The organism is Odoribacter sp. N54.MGS-14, assembly GCF_000980295.1.
Classification (GTDB): Bacteria; Bacteroidota; Bacteroidia; order Bacteroidales; family Marinifilaceae; genus Odoribacter; species Odoribacter splanchnicus.
Genome location: NZ_LARL01000018.1, coordinates 1 through 22,289 on the forward strand (window position 1 = coordinate 1; position 22,289 = coordinate 22,289).

General features: G+C 42.6%; 20 protein-coding genes, 1 tRNA gene and 1 pseudogene. 3 read left to right on the forward strand and 19 right to left on the reverse strand.

Features of this window, described 5'->3' with window-relative positions; translation table 11 throughout:
- The 16 genes and pseudogenes from rpoB to WS42_RS05735 all read right to left on the reverse strand — a co-directional run.
- A pseudogene (gene rpoB / locus WS42_RS05660) lies at positions 1-839 on the reverse strand (DNA-directed RNA polymerase subunit beta); the annotation flags it as partial.
- A gap of 96 nt (positions 840-935) precedes the next feature.
- Entirely contained in the window at positions 936-1,313 is a 378-nt protein-coding gene (gene rplL, locus WS42_RS05665; RefSeq protein WP_013612168.1) for a 50S ribosomal protein L7/L12, read from the reverse strand.
- A 47-nt stretch (positions 1,314-1,360) separates the two neighbouring features.
- Positions 1,361-1,879 carry a 50S ribosomal protein L10 gene (gene rplJ, locus WS42_RS05670; protein WP_013612169.1) on the reverse strand — a complete coding sequence of 173 codons (519 nt, stop codon included), beginning with the start codon at positions 1,877-1,879 and terminating at the stop codon, positions 1,361-1,363.
- Between the two features lie 29 nt (positions 1,880-1,908).
- Positions 1,909-2,604 carry a 50S ribosomal protein L1 gene (gene rplA / locus WS42_RS05675; RefSeq protein ID WP_013612170.1) on the reverse strand — a complete coding sequence of 232 codons (696 nt, stop codon included), beginning with the start codon at positions 2,602-2,604 and terminating at the stop codon, positions 1,909-1,911.
- 24 nt (positions 2,605-2,628) lie between these two features.
- Complete coding sequence (gene rplK / locus WS42_RS05680) at positions 2,629-3,066, reverse strand: 50S ribosomal protein L11 (RefSeq protein ID WP_013612171.1); 438 nt, start codon at positions 3,064-3,066, stop codon at positions 2,629-2,631.
- A 140-nt stretch (positions 3,067-3,206) separates the two neighbouring features.
- Positions 3,207-3,755, reverse strand: a complete 549-nt coding sequence (nusG, locus tag WS42_RS05685; protein ID WP_013612172.1) for a transcription termination/antitermination protein NusG — start codon at positions 3,753-3,755, stop codon at positions 3,207-3,209.
- Between the two features lie 13 nt (positions 3,756-3,768).
- Positions 3,769-3,960: a preprotein translocase subunit SecE gene (secE, locus tag WS42_RS05690; RefSeq protein WP_013612173.1), complete on the reverse strand. Its 192-nt coding sequence runs from the start codon at positions 3,958-3,960 to the stop codon at positions 3,769-3,771.
- Between the two features lie 73 nt (positions 3,961-4,033).
- Positions 4,034-4,106 (reverse strand) — tRNA-Trp (locus WS42_RS05695).
- A 136-nt stretch (positions 4,107-4,242) separates the two neighbouring features.
- Positions 4,243-5,430, reverse strand: a complete 1,188-nt coding sequence (tuf, locus tag WS42_RS05700) for an elongation factor Tu (RefSeq protein ID WP_013612174.1) — start codon at positions 5,428-5,430, stop codon at positions 4,243-4,245.
- 334 nt (positions 5,431-5,764) lie between these two features.
- Entirely contained in the window at positions 5,765-6,064 is a 300-nt protein-coding gene (gene hpf, locus WS42_RS05705; RefSeq protein ID WP_013612175.1) for a ribosome hibernation-promoting factor, HPF/YfiA family, read from the reverse strand.
- Positions 6,065-6,083: 19 nt separating this feature from the next.
- Entirely contained in the window at positions 6,084-7,007 is a 924-nt protein-coding gene (locus tag WS42_RS05710) for a tyrosine-type recombinase/integrase (RefSeq protein WP_046405908.1), read from the reverse strand.
- 67 nt (positions 7,008-7,074) lie between these two features.
- Entirely contained in the window at positions 7,075-7,266 is a 192-nt protein-coding gene (gene rpsU / locus WS42_RS05715) for a 30S ribosomal protein S21 (protein WP_022160408.1), read from the reverse strand.
- Positions 7,267-7,547: 281 nt separating this feature from the next.
- Positions 7,548-8,234: a potassium channel family protein gene (locus tag WS42_RS05720; protein ID WP_046405907.1), complete on the reverse strand. Its 687-nt coding sequence runs from the start codon at positions 8,232-8,234 to the stop codon at positions 7,548-7,550.
- 33 nt (positions 8,235-8,267) lie between these two features.
- Positions 8,268-10,094 (reverse strand): TrkH family potassium uptake protein, encoded by a 1,827-nt coding sequence (locus WS42_RS05725; RefSeq protein WP_013612179.1) that lies wholly within the window; start codon positions 10,092-10,094, stop codon positions 8,268-8,270.
- 2 nt (positions 10,095-10,096) lie between these two features.
- The gene (locus tag WS42_RS05730) at positions 10,097-10,366 is read right to left on the reverse strand and encodes a tetratricopeptide repeat protein (protein WP_022160405.1); all 270 of its coding nucleotides are present in this window, start codon (positions 10,364-10,366) and stop codon (positions 10,097-10,099) included.
- A 41-nt stretch (positions 10,367-10,407) separates the two neighbouring features.
- A complete protein-coding gene (locus WS42_RS05735) occupies positions 10,408-12,003 on the reverse strand; it encodes a M23 family metallopeptidase (RefSeq protein ID WP_182321380.1) in 1,596 nt (531 codons plus the stop codon).
- A 150-nt stretch (positions 12,004-12,153) separates the two neighbouring features.
- On the opposite strand from WS42_RS05735, the gene WS42_RS05740 reads away from it, so the two are divergent.
- The 3 genes from WS42_RS05740 to rny all read left to right on the forward strand — a co-directional run bounded on the left by WS42_RS05740 (position 12,154) and on the right by rny (position 14,540).
- Positions 12,154-12,444, forward strand: coding sequence for a coiled-coil domain-containing protein (locus tag WS42_RS05740; RefSeq protein ID WP_013612182.1), 291 nt, complete (start codon positions 12,154-12,156; stop codon positions 12,442-12,444).
- 2 nt (positions 12,445-12,446) lie between these two features.
- Complete coding sequence (locus tag WS42_RS05745; protein ID WP_013612183.1) at positions 12,447-12,716, forward strand: cell division protein ZapA; 270 nt, start codon at positions 12,447-12,449, stop codon at positions 12,714-12,716.
- Between the two features lie 285 nt (positions 12,717-13,001).
- Positions 13,002-14,540: a ribonuclease Y gene (gene rny / locus WS42_RS05750; protein WP_013612184.1), complete on the forward strand. Its 1,539-nt coding sequence runs from the start codon at positions 13,002-13,004 to the stop codon at positions 14,538-14,540.
- A gap of 147 nt (positions 14,541-14,687) precedes the next feature.
- Here the strand turns inward: rny and WS42_RS05755 are convergent, their stop codons facing one another.
- The 3 genes from WS42_RS05755 to WS42_RS05765 are packed head-to-tail and all read right to left on the reverse strand — an operon-like array spanning position 14,688 to position 22,274.
- Positions 14,688-15,947: a mechanosensitive ion channel family protein gene (locus WS42_RS05755; protein WP_022160402.1), complete on the reverse strand. Its 1,260-nt coding sequence runs from the start codon at positions 15,945-15,947 to the stop codon at positions 14,688-14,690.
- 3 nt (positions 15,948-15,950) lie between these two features.
- Positions 15,951-18,986 carry an efflux RND transporter permease subunit gene (locus WS42_RS05760; protein WP_046404274.1) on the reverse strand — a complete coding sequence of 1,012 codons (3,036 nt, stop codon included), beginning with the start codon at positions 18,984-18,986 and terminating at the stop codon, positions 15,951-15,953.
- A 33-nt stretch (positions 18,987-19,019) separates the two neighbouring features.
- A complete protein-coding gene (locus WS42_RS05765) occupies positions 19,020-22,274 on the reverse strand; it encodes an efflux RND transporter permease subunit (protein WP_046450837.1) in 3,255 nt (1,084 codons plus the stop codon).
- Positions 22,275-22,289 lie beyond the last annotated feature (15 nt).

Below are 22,289 nucleotides of genomic sequence, written 5' to 3' on the forward strand. Positions count from 1 at the left end.
TCATTTTCCAGAACAGTTTCCCGGTCCACAATGATTTCGTTTCGTTCGATAGAAACCACCTCACCGGTATCTTCATCCACGAAATCTTCCACCCAGGTCTTCAAAACACGCGCAGCCAACCGACGGCCAACGACTTTTTTCAATCCCGTTTTGGAAACATTTATTTCATCCGCCAGGTCAAATATCTGCAAGATATCCTTATCCGTCTCAAAGCCGATAGCACGTAACAAAGTCGTTACCGGCAATTTTTTCTTCCGGTCGATGTAAGCATACATCACATTGTTGATGTCTGTCGCGAACTCGATCCAGGAACCCTTGAACGGGATAATTCTGGCGGAATAAAGTTTGGTACCATTAGCATGAACGCTCTGTCCGAAAAATACACCCGGTGATCTGTGCAACTGAGATACGATCACACGCTCGGCTCCGTTAATCACAAAGGTGCCTTTGGGCGTCATATACGGAACATTCCCCAGATATACGTCTTCAATCACCGTGTCGAAATCCTCGTGTTCGGGATCCGTACAATACAACTTCAGTTTGGCCTTCAACGGAGCTCCGTAAGTCAATCCTTGCTCCAGACATTCGTCTATCGAATAACGGGGCGGGTCGATGAAGTAGTCCAAAAATTCCAGAACAAAATTGTTCCGGGTGTCGGTGATTGGGAAGTTCTCCTTGAAAACAGTATACAGGCCTTCGTTCTTTCTGTTTTCAGGCGTCGTACCCAATTGAAAAAAGTCCTTGAAAGACTTTAATTGCACTTCAAGAAAATCAGGATATTGCAACTGATTTTTCGTGGAGGCAAAGCTTATTCTTTTGTTTGAAGTATTTGAAGACATCTAATAATTTTTTGGAACCTAAACAATAATAACAACAAAATGGTTTAGAGTCACTTTTTGACTCTAAACCTCGAAACCCATGGAGGGTCTTATGACTTATTTAAGTTCAACTTCAGCTCCTGCTTCTTCCAGTTGAGCTTTCAATTGTGCAGCTTCTTCTTTAGAAACTTTTTCTTTCAAAGGAGCCGGAGCTTTGTCAACTAATTCTTTAGCTTCTTTCAGTCCAAGACCGGTCAGCTCTTTCACTAACTTCACAACAGCCAGTTTAGACTGACCACCTGATTTCAGGATTACGTCGAACTCGGTCTGTTCAGCAGCAGCAGCACCTTCGCCACCAGCAGCAGGAGCAGCTACAGCAACAGCAGCAGCTGCAGGTTCGATACCGTATTCTTCTTTAAGGATGTCAGCTAACTCTTTTACGTCTTTTACTGTCAGGTTAACTAATTCTTCTGCAAGTTTTTTCAAATCTGCCATTTCGATAAGTATTTAAAATGTTTTTATTCAAAAAATAATAATAATATTTATGCTCTATCTTCAAGAGTTTTAAGCACTCCGCCGATAGTATTCTTCCCTGATTCCAGGGCAGAGATAAGCTTCTGCATCGGTGATTGCAGCAACAGTACGATATCTCCCAGCAACTCTTCTTTCGATTTGATGCTAACCAGAGCGTCCAGTTGGTTTTCACCCACATAGGCACATTCTTCCACGAAAGCAGCCTTCAATACAGGTTTGTCATGGTTCTTACGGAACTCTTTGATCAGTTTCGCAGGAGCATTACCTGTCTCAGACAGCATCACAGCGCTAGAACCGGTCAAAGCACTATAAATTTCATTATAGTCAGCTTCCAAACCGTCCAAAGCAACACGCAACAAAGTGTTTTTTACCTGAATCAGTTTAATTCCTGCTTTGAAGCAAGCTCTACGCAACTCTTGTGTCGCAGCTGCATCCAATTCAGAGATATCACTGATATAGATATGCTTGTGTGCTTTTATCTGCTCGGTTAAATTGTCTATGATTACTTGTTTTTCTTCCCTTTTCATTCTACAAATGGTCCTTTAAAGGTTAATAATTAATCAAGTAATGACTTAAGGTCTAATTTAATACCGGGACTCATTGTACTTGACAGGAATACACTCTTCACATAAGTACCTTTTGCAGAAGAAGGTTTCAGTTTTTGGATCGTAGCCATAAATTCACGGGCATTATCCATAATCTTTTCTGCTTCAAAGTTTACTTTACCGATAGAAGTGTGTACGATACCAAATTTGTCAACTTTAAAATCAATTTTTCCCTGCTTAACCTCTTTTACGGCTTTACCGATTTCCATGGTAACAGTACCGCTCTTCGGGTTTGGCATCAATCCACGCGGACCTAGGATTCGTCCTAAAGCACCAATTTTACCCATGATGGCCGGCATAGTAATAATGATGTCGATATCAGTCCAACCTGATTTCAACTTTTCAATATACTCATCCAATCCAACATAGTCGGCACCGGCAGCTTTGGCTTCTTCAACCTTATCAGGGGTACAAAGTACCAATACTCTGATATCTTTACCGGTTCCATGGGGCAATGTAACGACACCGCGAACCATTTGATTGGCTTTACGCGGGTCTACACCCAGACGAACGTCTATGTCAACTGACGCATCAAACTTGGTAAAAGTAATTTCTTTCACCAGCTGAGCAGCTTCTTCAATGGTATAAGCTCTACCATCTTCGATCTTTTCTAAAGCTAACTTCTTATTTTTTGTCAGTTTACTCATTACGTTTGAAGTATTACGAATTCATTAAAAAGGTTTCTCACCATCGATGGTGATCCCCATACTTCTGGCAGTTCCAGCTACCATGCTCATTGCTTTTTCAATTTCAAAAGCATTCAAATCGCTCATTTTGCCTTCTGCAATTTCCTTTACTTTGTCCCAAGACAAAGAAGCCACCTTTTTACGGTTAGGTTCTGCAGAACCGGATTTGAGTTTTGCTGCTTCCAAAAGCTGAATAGCAACAGGGGGCTGTTTGGTAATGAAATCAAAAGATTTATCACCGTAAACCTGAATAATCACCGGAATGATCTTACCTGCCTGGTCCTGAGTTCTTGCATTGAATTGTTTGCAGAAGTCCATAATATTGACTCCTTTAGAACCTAAAGCAGGACCCACTGGAGGAGAAGGATTCGCGGCACCAGCTTTAATCTGTAGCTTGATAAGAGCTTCAACTTCTTTTGCCATTTTTTTTAGAGTTTGAAAGTTTATAAAGTTATAAGGTTTATAAAGTTAATGAAAACTGCAGTGCTGCTTTAATCACAACCAGAGCAGAACACACTTTAAGAACTTTAGAAACTTTAAAAACTTTAAGAACTAATATTTGTTTATTCTTTTTCTACCTGCATGAAACTCAATTCGAGTGGTGTCTGACGACCAAAAACCTTGACAATTACTTTCACCCGTTTTTTGTCATTGTTCACTTCCTCTATCACGCCGGTAAAACCGTTGAACGGACCGTCAGTAACTTTTACCGATTCGCCAACGACATAAGGTATGTTTATCTCCTCGGGCTGTTCCGACAGTTCATCTACTGTACCCAGAATCCGGTTGATTTCCGATTGACGCATCGGCACCGGATCGCCCCCTTTAGTTTCCCCCAGGAAGCCTATCACGTTCGTGATATCACGAAGCATGTGGGGAATCTCACCGACAAGAGCCGCCTCTATCATTACATAACCGGGAAAAAAGTTCCGCTCTTTGCTGATCTTTTTACCGTTACGTACCTGATAAATTTTCTCGGTAGGTATCAAAACCTGTGAAACATAATCTTGCAGCCCTAGACTGGCAACTTCATTCTCGATATACTCCTTTACCTTCTTCTCTTTCCCGCCGATCACACGAAGTACATACCATCTTTTTTTAATTTCTGCCATGTAGTTCTGAAGATTAATAAAACATACTATATATGAAATCCATAATGTGTCTGAACGAAAAGTCCATTACAAATATACCAATTGCAATAATGACGGAAGCTATCATTACTATGGTGGCACTGCTCTGGAGTTCAGACCATGATGGCCAGGAGACTTTATTGACCAGCTCGTTATAAACGTCTGCGAAATAAGCTTTTATTTTCATTTTAGATCTTCGATTGTAAATTTTAAATTGCCTGCAAATTTACAATTTAAAATTTAAAATTAAAACATTTCAGCACGGGAGGAGAGACTCGAACTCCCGACACCTGGTTTTGGAGACCAGTGCTCTACCAACTGAGCTACACCCGTATCTTTATTTCGGATTTTTAATTTACGATTTACGATTATCCGGGAAACCGGTAACCGTAAACCGTAAAAATATCCTTCAGGATTCGGACTCCGATCGATACAAGTTTGCAGACCGGAATCACAAATCAGATATTAATTAACCAAGGATTTCAGTAATCTGACCGGCACCTACGGTACGTCCACCTTCACGGATAGCGAACCGAAGACCTACTGAACATGCTACCGGAGTCAACAATTCAACAGTGATTGTTACGTTATCTCCCGGCATTACCATTTCAGTTCCTTCCGGCAGAGTGATTTCACCGGTAACGTCCATCGTACGCAGATAGAACTGAGGTCTGTACTTGTTGTGGAACGGAGTGTGACGACCACCTTCTTCTTTCTTCAGGATATAAACCTCAGCTTTAAATTTGCTGTGCGGTTTAACTGAACCCGGTTTTGCCAGTACCATACCACGTTTGATTTCGTTTTTGTCGATACCACGCAGCAACAGACCAACGTTATCACCAGCTTCTCCTTCATCCAATAATTTACGGAACATTTCAACTCCGGTACAAACGGTTTTCTTACCATCAGCACCCAGACCGATAATTTCCAATTCATCACCTACATGTACAACACCAGTTTCGATACGACCGGTAGCAACAGTACCACGACCGGTGATTGAGAATACGTCTTCAACCGGCATCAGGAACGGTTTTTCATTATCACGCGGAGGAAGTGGAATCCAGTTATCAACAGCATCCATCAATTCCATTACTTTTTCTTCCCATTTAGCCTCGCCGTTCAATGCTCCCAGTGCAGAACCTAAGATGATCGGAGTATTGTCACCATCATATTGATAGAAAGACAACAGTTCACGAACTTCCATTTCAACCAGTTCCAACATTTCAGGATCATCCACCATATCCACTTTATTCAGGAATACAACGATTCTCGGAACGTTTACCTGACGAGCCAAAAGAATGTGTTCACGGGTCTGAGGCATCGGACCATCAGTAGCAGCACAAACCAGGATAGCACCGTCCATCTGAGCAGCACCGGTAACCATGTTCTTTACATAGTCGGCGTGACCCGGACAGTCAACGTGAGCATAGTGACGGTTAGCGGTAGAATACTCAACGTGAGAAGTATTGATGGTGATACCTCTTTCTTTTTCTTCCGGAGCGTTATCGATCTGATCGAATGATTTTACTTCGGAAAGACCTTTTTTTGCCAACACGGTAGTGATAGCAGCAGTCAAAGTGGTTTTACCGTGGTCTACGTGACCGATAGTTCCAATATTTACGTGTGGTTTTGACCTGTCAAACTTTTCTTTAGCCATGACTTAAAAACTTTTTATTATTAAACAATTTATCTCAAATAACTCTATATACAAACTAAAACTCATCAGGGGAATCAAAGACCTGCATACAACAAGCCTATTCAGCCCACTCTTTTGAGCGTGCAAATATAATTAAATAATTCTGTTCTACAAAATTATTTTCTTTAAAGTTGAATGTTTGTGTTTCAACTTTTTATCCGACTATCGGTTTCCGACTCTCGCACAGGTTTTACTCATCCGCCTCCAGCCTTTCCTCCCCTGCTTTTTTAACCTTCCCGCTTTTAGCTTTCCAGTCTTTAACCTTTAGCTTCTGATCTTCTCGCCTTTAGTCTTTTCAGCACTCTCTTTCTTTCTCTTTGATTTTCACCAATTGACGCTTTACTACATCATAAAGCTCATCGACTGCTTCCTCGAATTTCTTTGCATTTTTCTTTGCAAAAACTTCTTGGCCTTTAACATTCAACAGTACTTCGACTACTTTATTTTCCAGATTGTCGTCTTTTTCCAGTTTCAAGGTAACTTCCGAACCGATAATTCCGTCGTGGTATTTATCTAATTTAGAAATTTTCTTCTGAATGAAATCTTCCAACTGAGAACTTGCTGAAAAACCAACCGCATTAATTTTAATTTCCATAGTACTTCCTCCTTAAATTTTAAGCCCGGGGATGAGCTTGGTTATAAACCTTTTTCAAACTCTCAAAAGAATTATGAGTATAGATTTGAGTCGCAGCCAGTCCGGCATGGCCGAGTAATTCACGGATAGCCTCGATACAGGCTCCGTTATTCAACAGAGCCGTAGCAAAAGAATGCCGCAAGACATGCGGACTTCGTTTCTTCAACGAAGTGACTTCGCCCAGATATTTTACAGCTAAACGATAAATAAATTTATCATATACCGGTTTTCCTTTATCCGTAACGAATACAAACTGATGTTTTTCACCTACCAGTTCTTCCCGCTTGTTCAGATAAATCCGGAGATCTCCGGCCAATTCCGGTAACATGGGAACAATCCGTTGTTTGTCTCCTTTCCCATTCACCCGGATCACCGCTCCCCCCAAATCGACGTCTTCCAATTTCAATGCCACCAGTTCCGAGCGTCTCATTCCGGTATAATAAGCCGTCATCAACACCATCCGATCACGGATATTTGCAAAATCCTTGTCGGAAGCGTGTTTATCCAACACCTCATCCATTTGATAATCGGGCACAAACACCGGCAATCGCTTTCCCATTTTAGGTGCCACGACAATCTCCGTCGGATCTTCCGTCAACTTTCCCTCCCGTACCAGATAACGGAAATAAGTCCGTAAAGAACTCAATTTACGCCTAACGGAACGGGCAGTCATCGGCCTCAGCTTTTCTTCACCGTCCACCCCGCCAATCTTCAACCCACCGGACATCAATCCCATTTCAAACCGCCGGACCATCTTGGAAGTAATTTCCTCATCCTGCCGGATCAATTCCACTTTTTCACAGAACTCACGAAACTGATTCAAATCTTCTTTATAAGCTGTAATAGTAAGCGCTGAATAGCGCTTAATATTTTTCAAATAACTCAGAAATGAATCTATTTCCATACTCATCGTTCTTAAAACGAACCCAATTTAACACTTTCCTCCGGGAAAAACAAGCCCGGGAAGAAAATTATTCTTCTGCCTGTTGCAAACTCTGCTTGTAGGCAGCTTTGATCCGCTGGGCCCGGTTACGTACTGATGGTTTTGTGAAAGCCTGACGATCTCTCAATTCTTTTACAATACCGGTTTTTTCGAATTTTCTCTTGAATTTCTTTAAGGCTCTCTCGATATTTTCGCCTTCTTTTAAAGGTACAATAATCATAATTTCTAATTTTTATAGTTTATAATAAACGCATTAAATAAAATAACAACAGGGTAACGCCCTCCCATTACAACCTCCGGCTTAGTCTCTTCCTGAGGTCATTTTGTCTTCTATTTTCAGTTCTTTTCTACTTCATGGCAAGCACCGCTTGTCCGAATTTAAGCACCCCCTTCCAAAGTGGATTGATTTTTAATGCGTTAAACCTATTCAAAATGGACGGCAAAGATAAGGGAAAAAGTAAAAAGTAAAAAGTAAAAGGGAAAGAAAATTTACCCCGATTTTTAAAATGCTTTCCACAAGGCCTGAAAATCTTTATACAAACCGTAACACACCAATTCGTCTTCCTCTTTCAACAGGTAATTGCCGGGAATAACCGTCATCACCTCTTTAGTCAGTTTTTTCATTCCCAGTATATTTTTCACTTCGGCAGCCTGCTTCAAAGCAATCAGTTTTAAATGAAAATCCTCTTCGAGGTTCATTCCACTCAAAGGATAACCGGCACATTTCCGAGGCACTTTAAACTTAATCACATAATAGTCTTCGTCGACCCGGAACGACTCGGCATGAATACCCAAAGCCAGGAACTGTACAAATTCGCGGGCGGCATCTTTTTCAGGGGTCAGCACTTTGTCGATAGCGAAAGCTTCCAGTATCGCCTTATGCACCGAATCTATAGCCCGGGCAAAGATATGCTTCACTTTCTTTTGTTTCAGCAAAGCGACCACCCGTACAGAAGCCCCGAAATTTTCTCCGATAGCGACAATCACCACATCGATCTCTCGGAGTGGCAAAGTTTCCAGAGCCAGTTCATCCGTTGCATCCAACACAAAAGCCGTGGTAATCTTGTCTTTCAGATTATCCACCCGCCCTTCGTTCTGATCGACACCGATGACTTCGTGTCCGATGGCCATCAACTCCTCGGCCAAACCTCCTCCATAATTTCCCAAACCAATGATTATATATTTCATATGTATATCATGTTAATACGACAACTCTCTTGCTTAGTTGATGATCAAATTATCATCCGGGTATTTATATTTGGTATGCTTCTGCGGAGGTACGAATCCCAATACGATCGTAATGACTCCCACCCGCCCGATAAACATCAGCAAGGATACGAATAATTTACCTGCTTCTCCTAAAGCCGGAGTCAGACCGAGACTCGACCCGACGGTACTCAAAGCCGAAGTACACTCGAAAACCAAGGCCAATAGCGAAGCATGCGGTTCGAGCACACTCAGGACAAATACACCCAGAAAAAGAATCATAAGGTACATCACCAGGGTAGCATTGGAACGCCTGATCGAATCCACCGAAAGCTGCCGCCGGAACACCTCCACCCGGCTTTTTCCCCGGATCACAGCAAAAAGGCTCAATACAGCGGCAGCAAAAGCATTCACTTTAACTCCGCCGGCAGTAGATTGGGCAGCCCCTCCGATAAACATTAAAAGCAACATCAGCAACAAACTCTGTAATGAAAAAGAGGTCAAACCGATACTCGTAAACCCGGCCGTACGGGGACAGGTCGCATTGAAAAAGGCCTGTACCCATTTATCCGGCATACTCATTCCCGCAAAAGCTCCGTTCCATTCGAACAGAAGAATCGCTATAGTCCCACCGGTCAATAAAATCAGCGTCGTCAACAAAACAATCTTAGTATTCAGATTATACAAATGCCGGATACGCTGTCTATCCCTTTTTCCTGTACGGATAAAATAAAACAAACGCTTCAGATGATAACCGGCGATATGCTTAAAATTCACCAAGATCGGAAAACCGATTCCTCCCAAAATAATCAATACGGAAATGGTTATATAGAGCAGATTATGGTGTTGCATGACCAAAGGATTACCGAGATTCTCCGATAAGGTCGAGAAACCGGCATTACAAAAAGCCGAAATAGAATGAAAAGCAGCAAACACCATTTCCTGTTGCACCGTCATCCCCAAAGTACCGTGAATACTCAGAAACAAGACCAACATCCCGGCTCCTTCTATCACTAAAGTGAAAAATAAAATATAAATCACCGTCGACAACAGAGACGACAAAGAATCGGAACTGATCATATCCCTCACCGCCAACTGATTATATACGGAAGTATTACCCATAAAAAACATGGCGAAGAAACAGGTGAGCGTCATTACTCCCAACCCACCGATCTGTATCAATATAATAATGACCAACTGTCCCAAAGAAGTGAAAGTCGTCGCTACATCTACCGGTACCAAACCGGTCACACAAACAGCACTGGTGGACACAAACAAAGCATTTACCCACGAAATACCATCAACGGTACAACGAGGTAACATCAACAAACCGGTGCCGATACAAATAATAAGGAAGAAACTTCCGGCCAGAATCAGGGAGGGATTGGTCCGTTTTCCCAAGAGTCCGATCACCCCCGAAGATAAGCGCAATAAGGAAAGTAACAACAACAGAATCAGCTGAAAAATACGGTTGTTTAAAAATAACCAGAAATATTTCAATGCCCCCGATTCCGGTTCGAAAAAAATGACGGGGATTAAAGTCAGATAAAGTAAAATATTCAATACCCATGTAAATGTCCGGTATTTCTTCAGCGTTTCCCGATACGCCAGCCCGATATGCATCGTGGTCTGAACCAGGAAAACGCCCCATACGGTCCGATACAATACACCGAGATCTGCCTCCGCTCCTTCCGAAATAATAAAGCCATGTTCATAGACGACACCGCCAATCAAGGCCAAGGCTGCCAGAAACGTGACAGCATCTATCCCACCCAACACTTTTTGCAGGTAAGGTTGTATCCATTTGTGCCGGTATAAAAAGGCTTTATGATATAATTTCATACCTAAGGATTGAACATATCTTTACAATAGTATCCCAAAATATTATTGATCATAATCACATAATTCGCTGCCTTCCGGTGATCCGGATTCAGGCGGAGAACCGTATTGAATTTATTCAAGGCTTCCGTCATTTTTCCGTCGGCATACAACAATTCTCCCAAGAGCAACCACTCCTCTTCATCTGCCGGATGTTTTCCAACCCATTCTTCCAGTAAGCGGACAGCTTCTGTCCGATTCCCTTTTTCGATCCATTCCTGTATTTCTTTTCTCATAAATATGCTTCCAATTAATCCTTTTCTATAATATCCTCTCTTTATTTCTTTACCTTGACAAGGAGTTCATTTTTATTTCCGACCCGGTCTTCGACAATAATCTTCACTTCATTCACCTGACCGGAAACAAAAACCGGTTCTTTCAGACTGCAACGCATCAAATTATAGCGCGGATCATAGGAAAACAGGCACCACCGGCCATTTACCTCTCCCCGATAAGTTGCAATCCCTGAAAAATCATCTTTTATCTTAAATTTCAAAGAACCATCCGGAAATTTCCCTAAAAAAGAAATCACCGGCGGTTGCCGGTCTTCGGCTATCGTATACCGGCTAAGATAGCCGATTCCCGCCACCAGGCCCTCTTCACTCCACTGAGTTGCAAGCGGGTATTTCCTGCCGGCACGGTCCACCTCACAAATCAAAGCCTTCCGGTCAAATTCCCCGGCCACAGACAAACGGGCTTTCTTTAACAAAGGAACATCTTTTTCCGATAATACAAAAATATCCCTTCCGGAAACCGTATCTTTTTCTATTTTCATCCCTTTCGGCACCGAAGCCGACAAAGCTCCGGCCTCTAAATCCAGCGTAGCCCCGGACAAGTCCAGGCTATAGCTGCGATCATAGCGCAACACCTCCTGTTCTTCCTGCACAGGCGCCTCCTTGCCTTTCAGGGTCAACGTTACGGTTGCCCGGTTACCATTGATATCTTTCAGATCGATTTTCACCGGTACAATACTGTCTTCACCGACAGTAATCCATCCCTGATTCCGATTCTTCACCCCCATCACCTGTTCCTGATAATTACCAAAACAACGATAAACCGTTTCCTTTTTCTTATAACAGTCAAAATCCTTTATTTCATTGATAAAACAAGTCTGATCAAAAGAACAGGAATCCATCTGCATGGCAAAAAGCGTATCTTTTCCGGCCACTACTCCTAACCGATAAATTCCCAGTTTATTCCAGGAATCATTCATATAATCCGTAACAAATACAGCAATACCTATTTTCCCTGCCGGAATATTCAACTGTCCGAGCGTATAGCAGCCGTTCACCGACTGTTTCAAAGCCACCCGCCTCACCAATCCGACACAACCCGAAGCCGATTCACGATACAGATAAACACCTCTCACCACCGGTATCCGGCTATCCCGGATCTTATAAAAAAGCAAAGGATTCAAGGTATGTTCAGAACGGGTATTCCTGACTTCGAAATGCAAGTGTGGTCCCCCGGAAGATCCGGTATTACCACTAAAAGCAATCGTATCTCCCTGATGGAAGATCAACTGCCTGTCCCTCACCTCTTCATCTATTTTAAAGCTTTCCTGTTCGTATTGAATTTGCCGGACAAGCGCTGTGATACGAGCGTTGAAACGTTGCAAATGTCCGTAAACCGTGGTCGTTCCATCCTCATGCTCCACATACAATGCCTGCCCATAGCCGGTAGGAGACACACTCACCCGGACAACTTTACCGTCTTTCACACACACGACGGGCAAGCCTTCCACCCCACCGGTTCGGATATCGATACCCGAATGAAAGTGAGTCGCCCTCAATTCTCCGAAATTTCCACTCAACAAAACAGGCCGATCGATCGGCTTTATCATGTCCTGGGCAAATATATTTAATGAAATCAAAGACAACCAATTAAACAAAAAATAACGAATAAATTTCCTATACCTCCTTTTTTCCATATCAAAAAAAACACTAATTTTATGCTGCAAATATATCAACACTCTTGATAATTTAAAGAATAAATTTTATCTTTGTCATGAAAAGATTGAGTTATGGCAGCAAAACACGATGCCGTTATAAACGAGCTGAATTTTAAAATAGATAAATTAATAAAACTATATATATCCTCTCTGGAACAGAACAAAAGTCTGGAAAGCAAAATACAGGATTTGCAATCCGAGCTTGAAAACCTGCAAAGAGAGAACAAAGATTTAAACAATAAACTAAAAACAACCAGAGTGGCTAGTGCAATTTCGGAAGGGAACGGAAGTTATGAAGCGAAAATGCGAATCAACCAACTGGTGCGGGAGATAGATAAATGTATTGCTCTTTTGAATAATTAATTATGTCTGAAAAACGCAACATTAACTTAACTATTGCCGATATACCTCTGAATTTGAATATTTCAGCAGCAGATGAAGAGATCATCCGGAAAGCGGCAAAGGAAATTAATGAACGTGTTTTAAAATATAAAACCGGAAATACAGAACCGGAGCCTTTTTATTTTTTAGCTTATGTTTCGCTGTTGCATACGATAAAAATGCTGCAACAAGAACAGAAGTTTAATGAAATAGAACAAATTAATTTGAAACTTGATGAATTCATCAAAGAGTAAGTATTTTTAGAGTTCTTTGAACATAGATATTCCCGCATTATTTCGACTTTAAGCGAAAAACTCAACACTCAAACAATTAGAGCAGACGCTTATATTTGCACAAGACAGGCCTCGACTCTTCGGAGTTCCTTCGGGACAGTGGAAGTCTGAATCAAATGGCAGCTCTACCCGTGTCATACAGGGGTTTTATTAAAAAGAAATAGTGCGGGATTTTTTTGTGCATTTACAAAAAGAGAAAACAGTGTAACATTAAACTATATTATAAATTTAATTAATAACAGAAATATGACAATGACAACAATAATCGCAAGCGTGATAGCTTTGTTCGTCGGTATAGCGATCGGCTGGTTTATTATGAGATTAGCCATGAAATACCGGGCACAAAATATCATCAAAGAAGCTGAAGCTGAAGCAGAAGTGATCAAAAAGGATAAAATTCTTCAGGCTAAAGAAAAATTCTTACAGATCAAAGCCGAACATGAAAAACAGGCTGCTGCCAGAAATAATAAGCTGTTGATGGCCGAAAACAAGTTAAAACAACAGGAAACCGATATTTCGCGCAAACTGGAAGAAATACAACGCAAAGGGAAAGAACTCCAAAGCCAGCAAAGCAACATAGAAGTACAAAAAGAATTGATCGAAAAGAAAACGGCAGAATTGGACAAGATCAAAAAACAGCAAATCGAACAACTTGAAGCCATTTCAGGTATGTCCGGTGAGCAGGCAAAAGAAAAACTGATCAACTCTCTGAAAGAAGAAGCAGAGGCAGAAGCCATCTCTTATGTCAACGAGATCATGGAGGAAGCTAAAATGACTGCCAATATGGAAGCTAAAAAGGTCGTGATAAAGACGATTCAGCGTGTAGCGACCGAAACAGCGACCGAAAATGCAGTCTCTATTTTCCACATCGATTCGGACGAAATCAAAGGCCGGATTATCGGACGCGAAGGTCGTAATATCCGCGCACTCGAAGCTGCAACAGGAGTTGAAATCATCGTCGACGATACTCCTGAAGCGATCGTACTCTCGGGTTTCGATCCGGTAAGAAGGGAAATTGCACGTCTGTCTTTACACCAGCTGGTAACAGACGGACGTATCCATCCTGCCCGCATCGAAGAGGTAGTGAATAAAGTGAAAAAACAAATCGAAGAAGAAATTATCGAAACCGGTAAGCGCACCACAATCGACTTAGGAGTCCACGGTTTACATCCCGAATTGATCCGTCTGATCGGTAAAATGAAATATCGTTCTTCTTATGGTCAGAACCTATTGCAACATGCCCGTGAAACAGCTAATCTTTGTGCGATCATGGCAGCCGAACTGGGTCTGAATGTGAAGAAAGCCAAACGTGCCGGATTACTCCATGATATCGGTAAAGTGCCCGACGACGAGCCGGAATTACCACACGCTATTCTGGGTATGCAATTAGCCGAAAAATATAAAGAAAAACCGGATATCTGTAATGCTATCGGAGCCCACCACGAAGAAATCGAAATGACGACACTGATCGCACCTATCGTACAGGCTTGTGATGCGATCTCAGGAGCTCGTCCGGGTGCACGTCGGGAAGTCGTCGAATCTTATATCAAACGCTTGAAAGATATGGAAGATCTGGCACTCTCGTACAATGGAGTTGTGAAGACCTATGCCATCCAAGCCGGACGGGAATTGAGAGTCGTTGTAGGGAGTGAAAAAATCTCGGATGCAGAAGCAGAAAAAATCTCATTCGATATCGCAAAACGAATCCAGGATGAAATGACTTACCCCGGACAGGTTAAAGTAACCGTCATCCGCGAAACCCGGGCAATCAACTATGCCAAATAGTTTAAGATTCATCTTTATAAAAAACAGCAGGCCCTACCCGGTCTGCTGTTTTTTATTCCGTCCTCCGGGGACGGACCTTTCGTCCCATTTTACTCCTTTTCTCGCTCAAAACATGCTAAGTCGAGATTGTTTTATACAAAACACCAATCACACTCTTTCTAAAACCCGGACTATATCTGCAGAAGAAGGATTTTGGAATACTTTTAGACCAAAATAAGGAACTACCGCAAAAATATGATCGAAAACATCGGCCTGGATTTTCTCATAAGGCACCCAATCTTTCTCTCTGGAGAAGAAATACACCTCCAAAGGGATTCCTTTTTCGGTCGGTTGTAATTGCCGGACCATATACGTCAAATCAGAATTTACGACAGGTAAATTTTTCAGGTATAATTCGAGATAAGCCCGGAAAACGCCCAGGTTTGTCTGGTGTATTCCATTGACCGGCACAGAATCGTCGATCCCCTGCTGCTGATTGTATTGTTGTACTTTCTGCTCGGTTTGCTCGATATATTCCTTTAAAATAACGATCTTTTTATATCTTTCCAGCATTTCCGGGGTACAGAAACAGACACTATTCACATCCAAATTGACAGAACGTTTCACGCGACGTCCACCGGACTCCCGCATGCCCCTCCAGTTTTGAAACGAATCACTCACCAAGGCATAAGGCGGGATTGTAATAATCGTATTGTCGAAATTACGGACTTTCACTGTATTCAGAGTCACTTCGATCACCGTACCGTCGGCATTGTATTTAGGCATCGTAATCCAATCCCCCGGGCGCAACATATCATTGGCCGAAAGTTGCACTCCGGAAACGAGGCCCATGATACTATCCTTGAAAACCAACATTAAAATAGCAGCCGAAGCTCCCAAACCAGCCAAAAGATGGGTAGGAGATTTCTCGATCAATACAGCAATAATGCAAATCGAACCGACAAAAAACAAAGCGACCTGAATAATCTGGTAGACACCTTTCAGAGGCCGGTCACGAAATACTTCCTTCTGTGTGGCCAACTGGAATATGACTCCCAGAAAAATGTTGATAAACCGCAAAGCAGCCGCTATAATATACACCATACACAGCTTTCGGATAAACGCCAGGGCATCCGATCCGTCGGGGAAAGCGATCGGCAAAAGTATATATACCACCACAGGCGGCAGGATGTGGCAGAAATTATTCATGACCCGATCGTTAAACAACAGATCGTCCCAGGTCACCTTTGTCTTTTGGGTTACCTTACGCACCAACCGCACAATCCCTTTCCTGCAAATCCAATCTGTCAGAAAAGCCAATACGGCTATCAATACAAGAACAATCAGGCGATTCAGATTAGTCATATAACTGAGATCGAGACCTAAAGACTCCAAAAAATAATACACCCACCGCGTAAATGTTTCCATCGTCTATTCTCCTTTTTTTCTAACCAAATAATAATAACACAAAGGTACCCAATACAGACTGACCAGTGTACCGATCGTCATCCCGCTGATCATAGCTACCGCCAGCGGCCGCTGTAATTGGGAACCGATATCGTCTCCCCATAAAAAAGGGATCAAAGCAAAAATAGTAGTCAAACTCGTCATCAGAATCGGCTTCAACCGCCTCACCCCACCTTCGTGAATGGCTTCCAGCAAAGGAAATCCCTGTTGTTGAAGCCGGATGATCGTATCGATCTTCAGAATCGAGTCGTTGATCACGATACCACTCATGACCACGATACCGATCATCGACATCAGATTCAGTGAGATCCCACAAATCCACAATGCCAGCAAAGTCATCGCCACATCGATCGGAATCTCGATCAATACGATCAAAGGTAATGTCAACGATTCGAATTGACTGGCTAAAATAAAGTAGAGCATCAGCAAGGCTACGATTACGATCATCAACATCTGCCAGAAAGTCTCATTCCCCTCGAAATAAGCCCCTCCGAAATGAGGATCCAGATTAGCTTTTACCGCTTCTGTCCTCACCGTCTTTATAATCTCCCGGATACTATCCCCTGTATTGTATACCTGAACAGGCACGACGACTCCTTCTTTTTTCCCGAAAATTTTCTTGTAATCGTATTCCATTGACAAATCGGTCAACGCAGCTACCGGAATATACTTCCTATCCGAATTAGACACATACACCTCGTTGAGAATATCCCGGATCGTATGTTCATTTTCAGTAATGACAATCGGAATATAAAGGTTCCCCGTATTCAATTTTCCGATACTGACCTTACTGATATTCTTTTCCAACGTATTCAACAGCACATTCTGATTCACTTTATACAACGCCAAACGTTCGGGCAAGATATGGACTACGATTCTTTCCTGTACGGCAGGCTTATTCAATTTCAGTCCGGGCATTTCCTCATTCAAATGGTCGATGAATGCATTAATTTTCGATAAATCCTCTATCTTGCGGGCAGATTCTCCCGAGAGGTAAATGATCAAAGGAGCATCTTCTCCCTTAAACAACTGTTCGAACAGATTTTCCACCTTCGCCGGTTCTACCCGGGCTTCCGGATAGTTTTTCTTAATATAAGCGGTTATATCCCCGACCAAAACTTTCAGGCTTTCATTATCGGTAGTTTTTATATAAAACTCCGCCTCATTGATATTACCGTTATCCTCGGGATTCAGGAAAAACTGTTTTTCACCGATATGACAGGATATTTCAGTACAACGTCCCTTAAACTGCCGGATAATATCCTGCACCCGGTTATAATTTTCATCGACATGAATACTGTTGTTCCAGTCTGTCCGGATCAACATTTCATTGATTTCTACCGGAGGCATCCGTTCCACTTTAGTGAAAAAAGCCGTAGCAGCACCCAACAATACCAGCACAGCCACGATCAGCATGGTCTTATGGCGGTGATAAAACACAAAGTGATAGACAATCGTATAGTACTTATCCAGATGCTTAAAACTGATCCGTTTGATAAAATTACTGATTTTCCCGTCTTCATGTGCTCTTTTAAAGAGAAGATAAAAAATGACAGGGACAATCGTCAGCGAAACGATCAGCGAGACAAAAAGCCCGACGCCTACAGCTACCGCCTGGTCATAGAACAAAGCCCCGGCAACTCCTCCCAGAAATATCAACGGCACAAATACCGCACAAGTCGTCAACACCGAAGACAACAGGGGACGGAAAATCTCGGCCGTACCGTCCGCACAAGCCACAAACAGCGAATCTCCCCGTTCCCTTCGCTGGTTGATATTATCGATGACGATAATCGAATTATCGATCATCATCCCCACCCCCATAATCAAACCGGAGAGAGAAATGGTATTGATAGACAAACCGATCAACTGGAAAAACAGTACACTGATGACCACAGAAACCGGTATACTGATCCCGATAATCATCGGTGAACGGGCATCCCGCAAGAAAAACAACATAATAAATACAGCCAGGATAATCCCCCATACTAAACTCTGCTGCAAATTCGTAATCGAGTAATTCAGTAAGGCAGCCTGATCCCGCGATACGGAAAATTCAATATCCGGATATTCTGTTTCAAAATTTTCCAGCATCTCACTGACTTTCTCTTTCATCTCCGACATCCGGGCACTCGATTGTTTGATCACCGCCATACACAGGGATTGTTTTTCGCCATTCACGAACATCCCTCTCTTATCTCTCGGCCGTATGCCCACTTCGGCAATATCTTTCACCTGCATCAGACGCCCTTCGATATTCAGGTATACCTCCCGGACATCTTCGACCGACATCAGCTGACTGGTAAATTTTATATTATATTGGTAGTAACCGTCCCGGATCGACAAGCTTCCCGACACCCGGTTATTTTGATCGATAGCTTCTTTCAATTGGTCTTGGGTAATATTCAGACTCTTCATTTTGGCTTCATCGGGCAAGATATACATTTCGGGCTGATACATCCCGCTAATATCCACCATCGCGACATCCGGCAATTGCTCCAACCGCTTTTTCAAAACGGCATCGGCAAATTCGCAAAATTCCAGGAATTTGATATCCGATTCCAATTTTTTTAAATTCAACTGAATATAAAATACAGGAATATCCGAAGTCGAAGCTTTAATAATCGTAGGCCGTTGCATCTCTTTAGGGAAGCTGTTCATCGCAGCATCCACTTTCTGATTGACCTCGATAAAAGCATAATCGATCGAAGTGCCGTATTCGAACTTCATGGTTATCGTTCCGCTCCCTTCCCTGGATTCGGAAGTAATGTCCGATAATGACGGAATCTGTTGCAGCTGCCCTCTCAGTAAGTTGGTGATACTGTTTTCCATTTCATTGACCGAGGCATTATCCTGAGTATAATGTATACTGATCTCGGGAATATCTACATCCGGCATCAATGAAACCGGTAGCTGAAACATAGCCACTGCCCCCAATACCAAAAAGGCAATGGTGCTCATGATTACCGCGACGGGACGTTTGAGTAAAAAACCAATCATTTTCTTAATATTTAATGACCAAAAAGGAAAACATCAATGCTTTATGAATCCCCGTATCTTATTCAATTTAATATGACTTAACCATTTTCTTCCCTCTTCCTTCATCCCACTGTTTTTCCGTCTGTATCCCGCTTTATCTTCCCTACGCATAAAAAACAAAGGCAGATAAATCATCAACACCAATACAGAAAAAATAAGGCCACTCATCGTCCCGATCGCCAGGCTGATCCAAAAATCGGCCACGTTACTTCCGATCAGGAAAGGGATAAATCCCAAAATTGTGGAAATAACCGTCAGCAGAATCGGAATAATTTTCGCATTCCAGGCACTCAAATAAGTTTGTAACCCTCTCGCTTTTCCCGCAATGATCTTATTATTATAATCGTTCTGAATATACAACACCGCATTCACCGATAATCCGCACATCAGGATAAAGGCCGCCAATCCCCCTTCGTTAAATACCAGCCCGAAACAGTAAAAACCCAAAAAACAGCCGATAAACGACAAAGGCACGATCAGCATTACGATCATCGCTTGCTTCAAGGATTCGAGCAAGATGGCACAGATAAAATAAATTATACCGAATACCAGTAAGATATACAGAATACGCCGATCGAACCCATTGCTCATCTTCCAGTATCCTCCCCAATAATCCCGGCCTTCCTTCACCCGGAAACCGATCGGCATACTCTGGTTCATTTCCTTCATCACTCTCTCTTTCACCTTATTCGACAACATATAATCCCCGATAAAATCATATTGTACCGATACATCGTATTCCTGATTCGTTTTCGTGATCTTATCGAACGTATCCTCATATTGGATCGTGCCGACGTCACTCAAACGGAAAGTGGCTTTATCGCCCTGTACCGGATAATTCTGCATCTCCCAGATACTGGTCTCCACCGTATTTTTGGGCCGGATAACAATAGAAGTCTGTTCGTTATCGATATAAGCCGTAGTATACTCATCCCGGGCATAAGACAAACTCCTCAATCTCCACATAATATCATTGACATTCGAATTATTACGGGCCAGTTTAGCTTTATCGACTTTCACCACAAACTCCCTCATTTTCTCGGGATTCCGGGCATTTCCGATATATAATTTCTTCACCCGGCGGTTTTCAGATAGCTTGTTCTTCAAGACTTCGGCATACTTCATCACTTGCCGGTAATTATATCCCACCACCTTCAGCTCTTCACTGCGGTAACCGTCTCCCAGGCTATTGGAAAAACTCCTTCCGACTCCGGAAATCTGTGAATCGGCATTCCCGATCGAATTACAATAACGCACCAACTCATTCTTCAGCATCTCGGGGAAACCGGTCATCTCGGCTTCTTCTTTAAAGGTGATTTTCATTCTTCCCTCGTTAGCAGAACTGATACTCGTCGTAAAAAGGTCGACTTCTTGAAATCCGGAGACAAAATTTTCCACTTTCATAAATGCCTCGTTCATTTGTTCCAGTGTCGCTCCATGCGGCATTGTCATCACTACACTCAGGGAGGTCCGGATACGGTCGTTATTGTCATTTTGCCTCCACTCCCCTTTTCCTCCTTCCACGAACAAGCGCAGGCTTCCTCCCAACAGCTTATCCATCCATGGCCTGATCGTCAGAAACCATTCGCTGCTAAAGATTCGGTTATAGGTCTCGGCATACGACTTATCGCGGTCCACTGAAGAAGGAATCATAAATACAGGTAATCCGAATCCGAGAATAGCCAAAATCACCCATGCTTTCCTGAATCTCCAGGTGAACCCGATAAACCGCTTGTATTTCCAGGTAAATTTTACAACTTTTCTCTTGCGGGCAACACGCACTCTGGCTTCTTTTTTCCGCAACGGTATTTTTTCCATCAAAGCCGGTACAAAGAAAAGAGCTACAAACAATGATACGGACAAATTGACAATGATAACCGTAGTAAAATCCCACATATTCCGCATGATCTCATTGTTCATATTGAAAATGACGGTCAAAGCCCCCATCGTCGTCAGCGTCGCAGCCAGAATAGCCATAAATACTTTCCGGTCACGATGATGTCTGTAATGATCGGCCATAACGATCACATTATCGATGATGATACCGAACGACACAGTTATCCCTGCCAGAGTATAAATATGAATTTCTACTTTCAGGAAATAATAGAAAACAAAAGCAATCAGCACATTAGCAGCTAAAGAAACGGCGATAATCAACAAATAGCGGAAATCCCGGCTCACCAGAAACACAAAAATCAGCAGAATCAAAATCGTCAATAAGGTCCGGAAAAGCGTCTGGTTCAATTCATCTTCTAGTTCTTTACTGGCATCATAAGCCATCTGCAAAGAATATTTTCCGCCGAAATCCTTTTCCAACAAATCCATCTTATCCCTGACTTTGGCCGAAAGGTCGATCACATTAGCATTCTTTTCTGCGAAAATATTGATATTCAACTGATTCAGACCATTGATCCGGTAATAGGAGGAAGGAGACTTCTCCCGATAATCCAGGGTTGCGATATCTTTCAATAAAACAATCCGATCCCCCAGTGTCTTGATCGGCATATTCAGCATATCGATCTCATGACTCAGCGGATTACCCCGGAAAATAATATAAGCATATTCTTTGGTAGGAACGGTATCGATCAATACTTTTCCCCCATCCCGGCGCATATAATAATTGTTCAAAGCCGAGCGGATATCGGAAGCACTGATACCGATATTTTCAAGCACTTGCTGATCGTAAATCAGTACCCATTCCATGGGAACAGCCCCGGTTACCGTCACACTTTCTATCCCCGGCATGGTAGAGACGATGTTCGAGATATTGTCTTCCGCAAAACGGGAGACATCCTGAGTAGTACCAGGCCCTGAAATACCGTAAGTCAATAAAAGCTGCCGTTCTTTTTTAGCTTCTTTACCGGAACTGTATTCTCCTCCACGTACTTCCGACACCTGTACCCCTTCCGGGAATCCGCTTTTCACCGAACGGACCACAGACCCCAGATACAGTTTAATGGCATCAATATTTTCTTCTTTATCGATAGAAAGCCTGATTGTTCCCCAGCCATTCCCGGTCTCCGAAACAATTTCCCGTAACCCTCTCGTCCGCGCCAAAGCCCCTTCCAATTTGGTCGTCACCTCCATTTCCAGTAATTCGGGGCCGGCATTATCCCAAGAGAAAGATACCGACAAATCGTTCGAACGGGAAGAAGGGAGCAACTGCAAAGACAACACAGGAATCAGACTGATCCCTAAAAGCATCAGTACGACAAAAATAGTATTGACAGAAAAAGCAGATAATTTCACCTTCCAAGTGTTTTC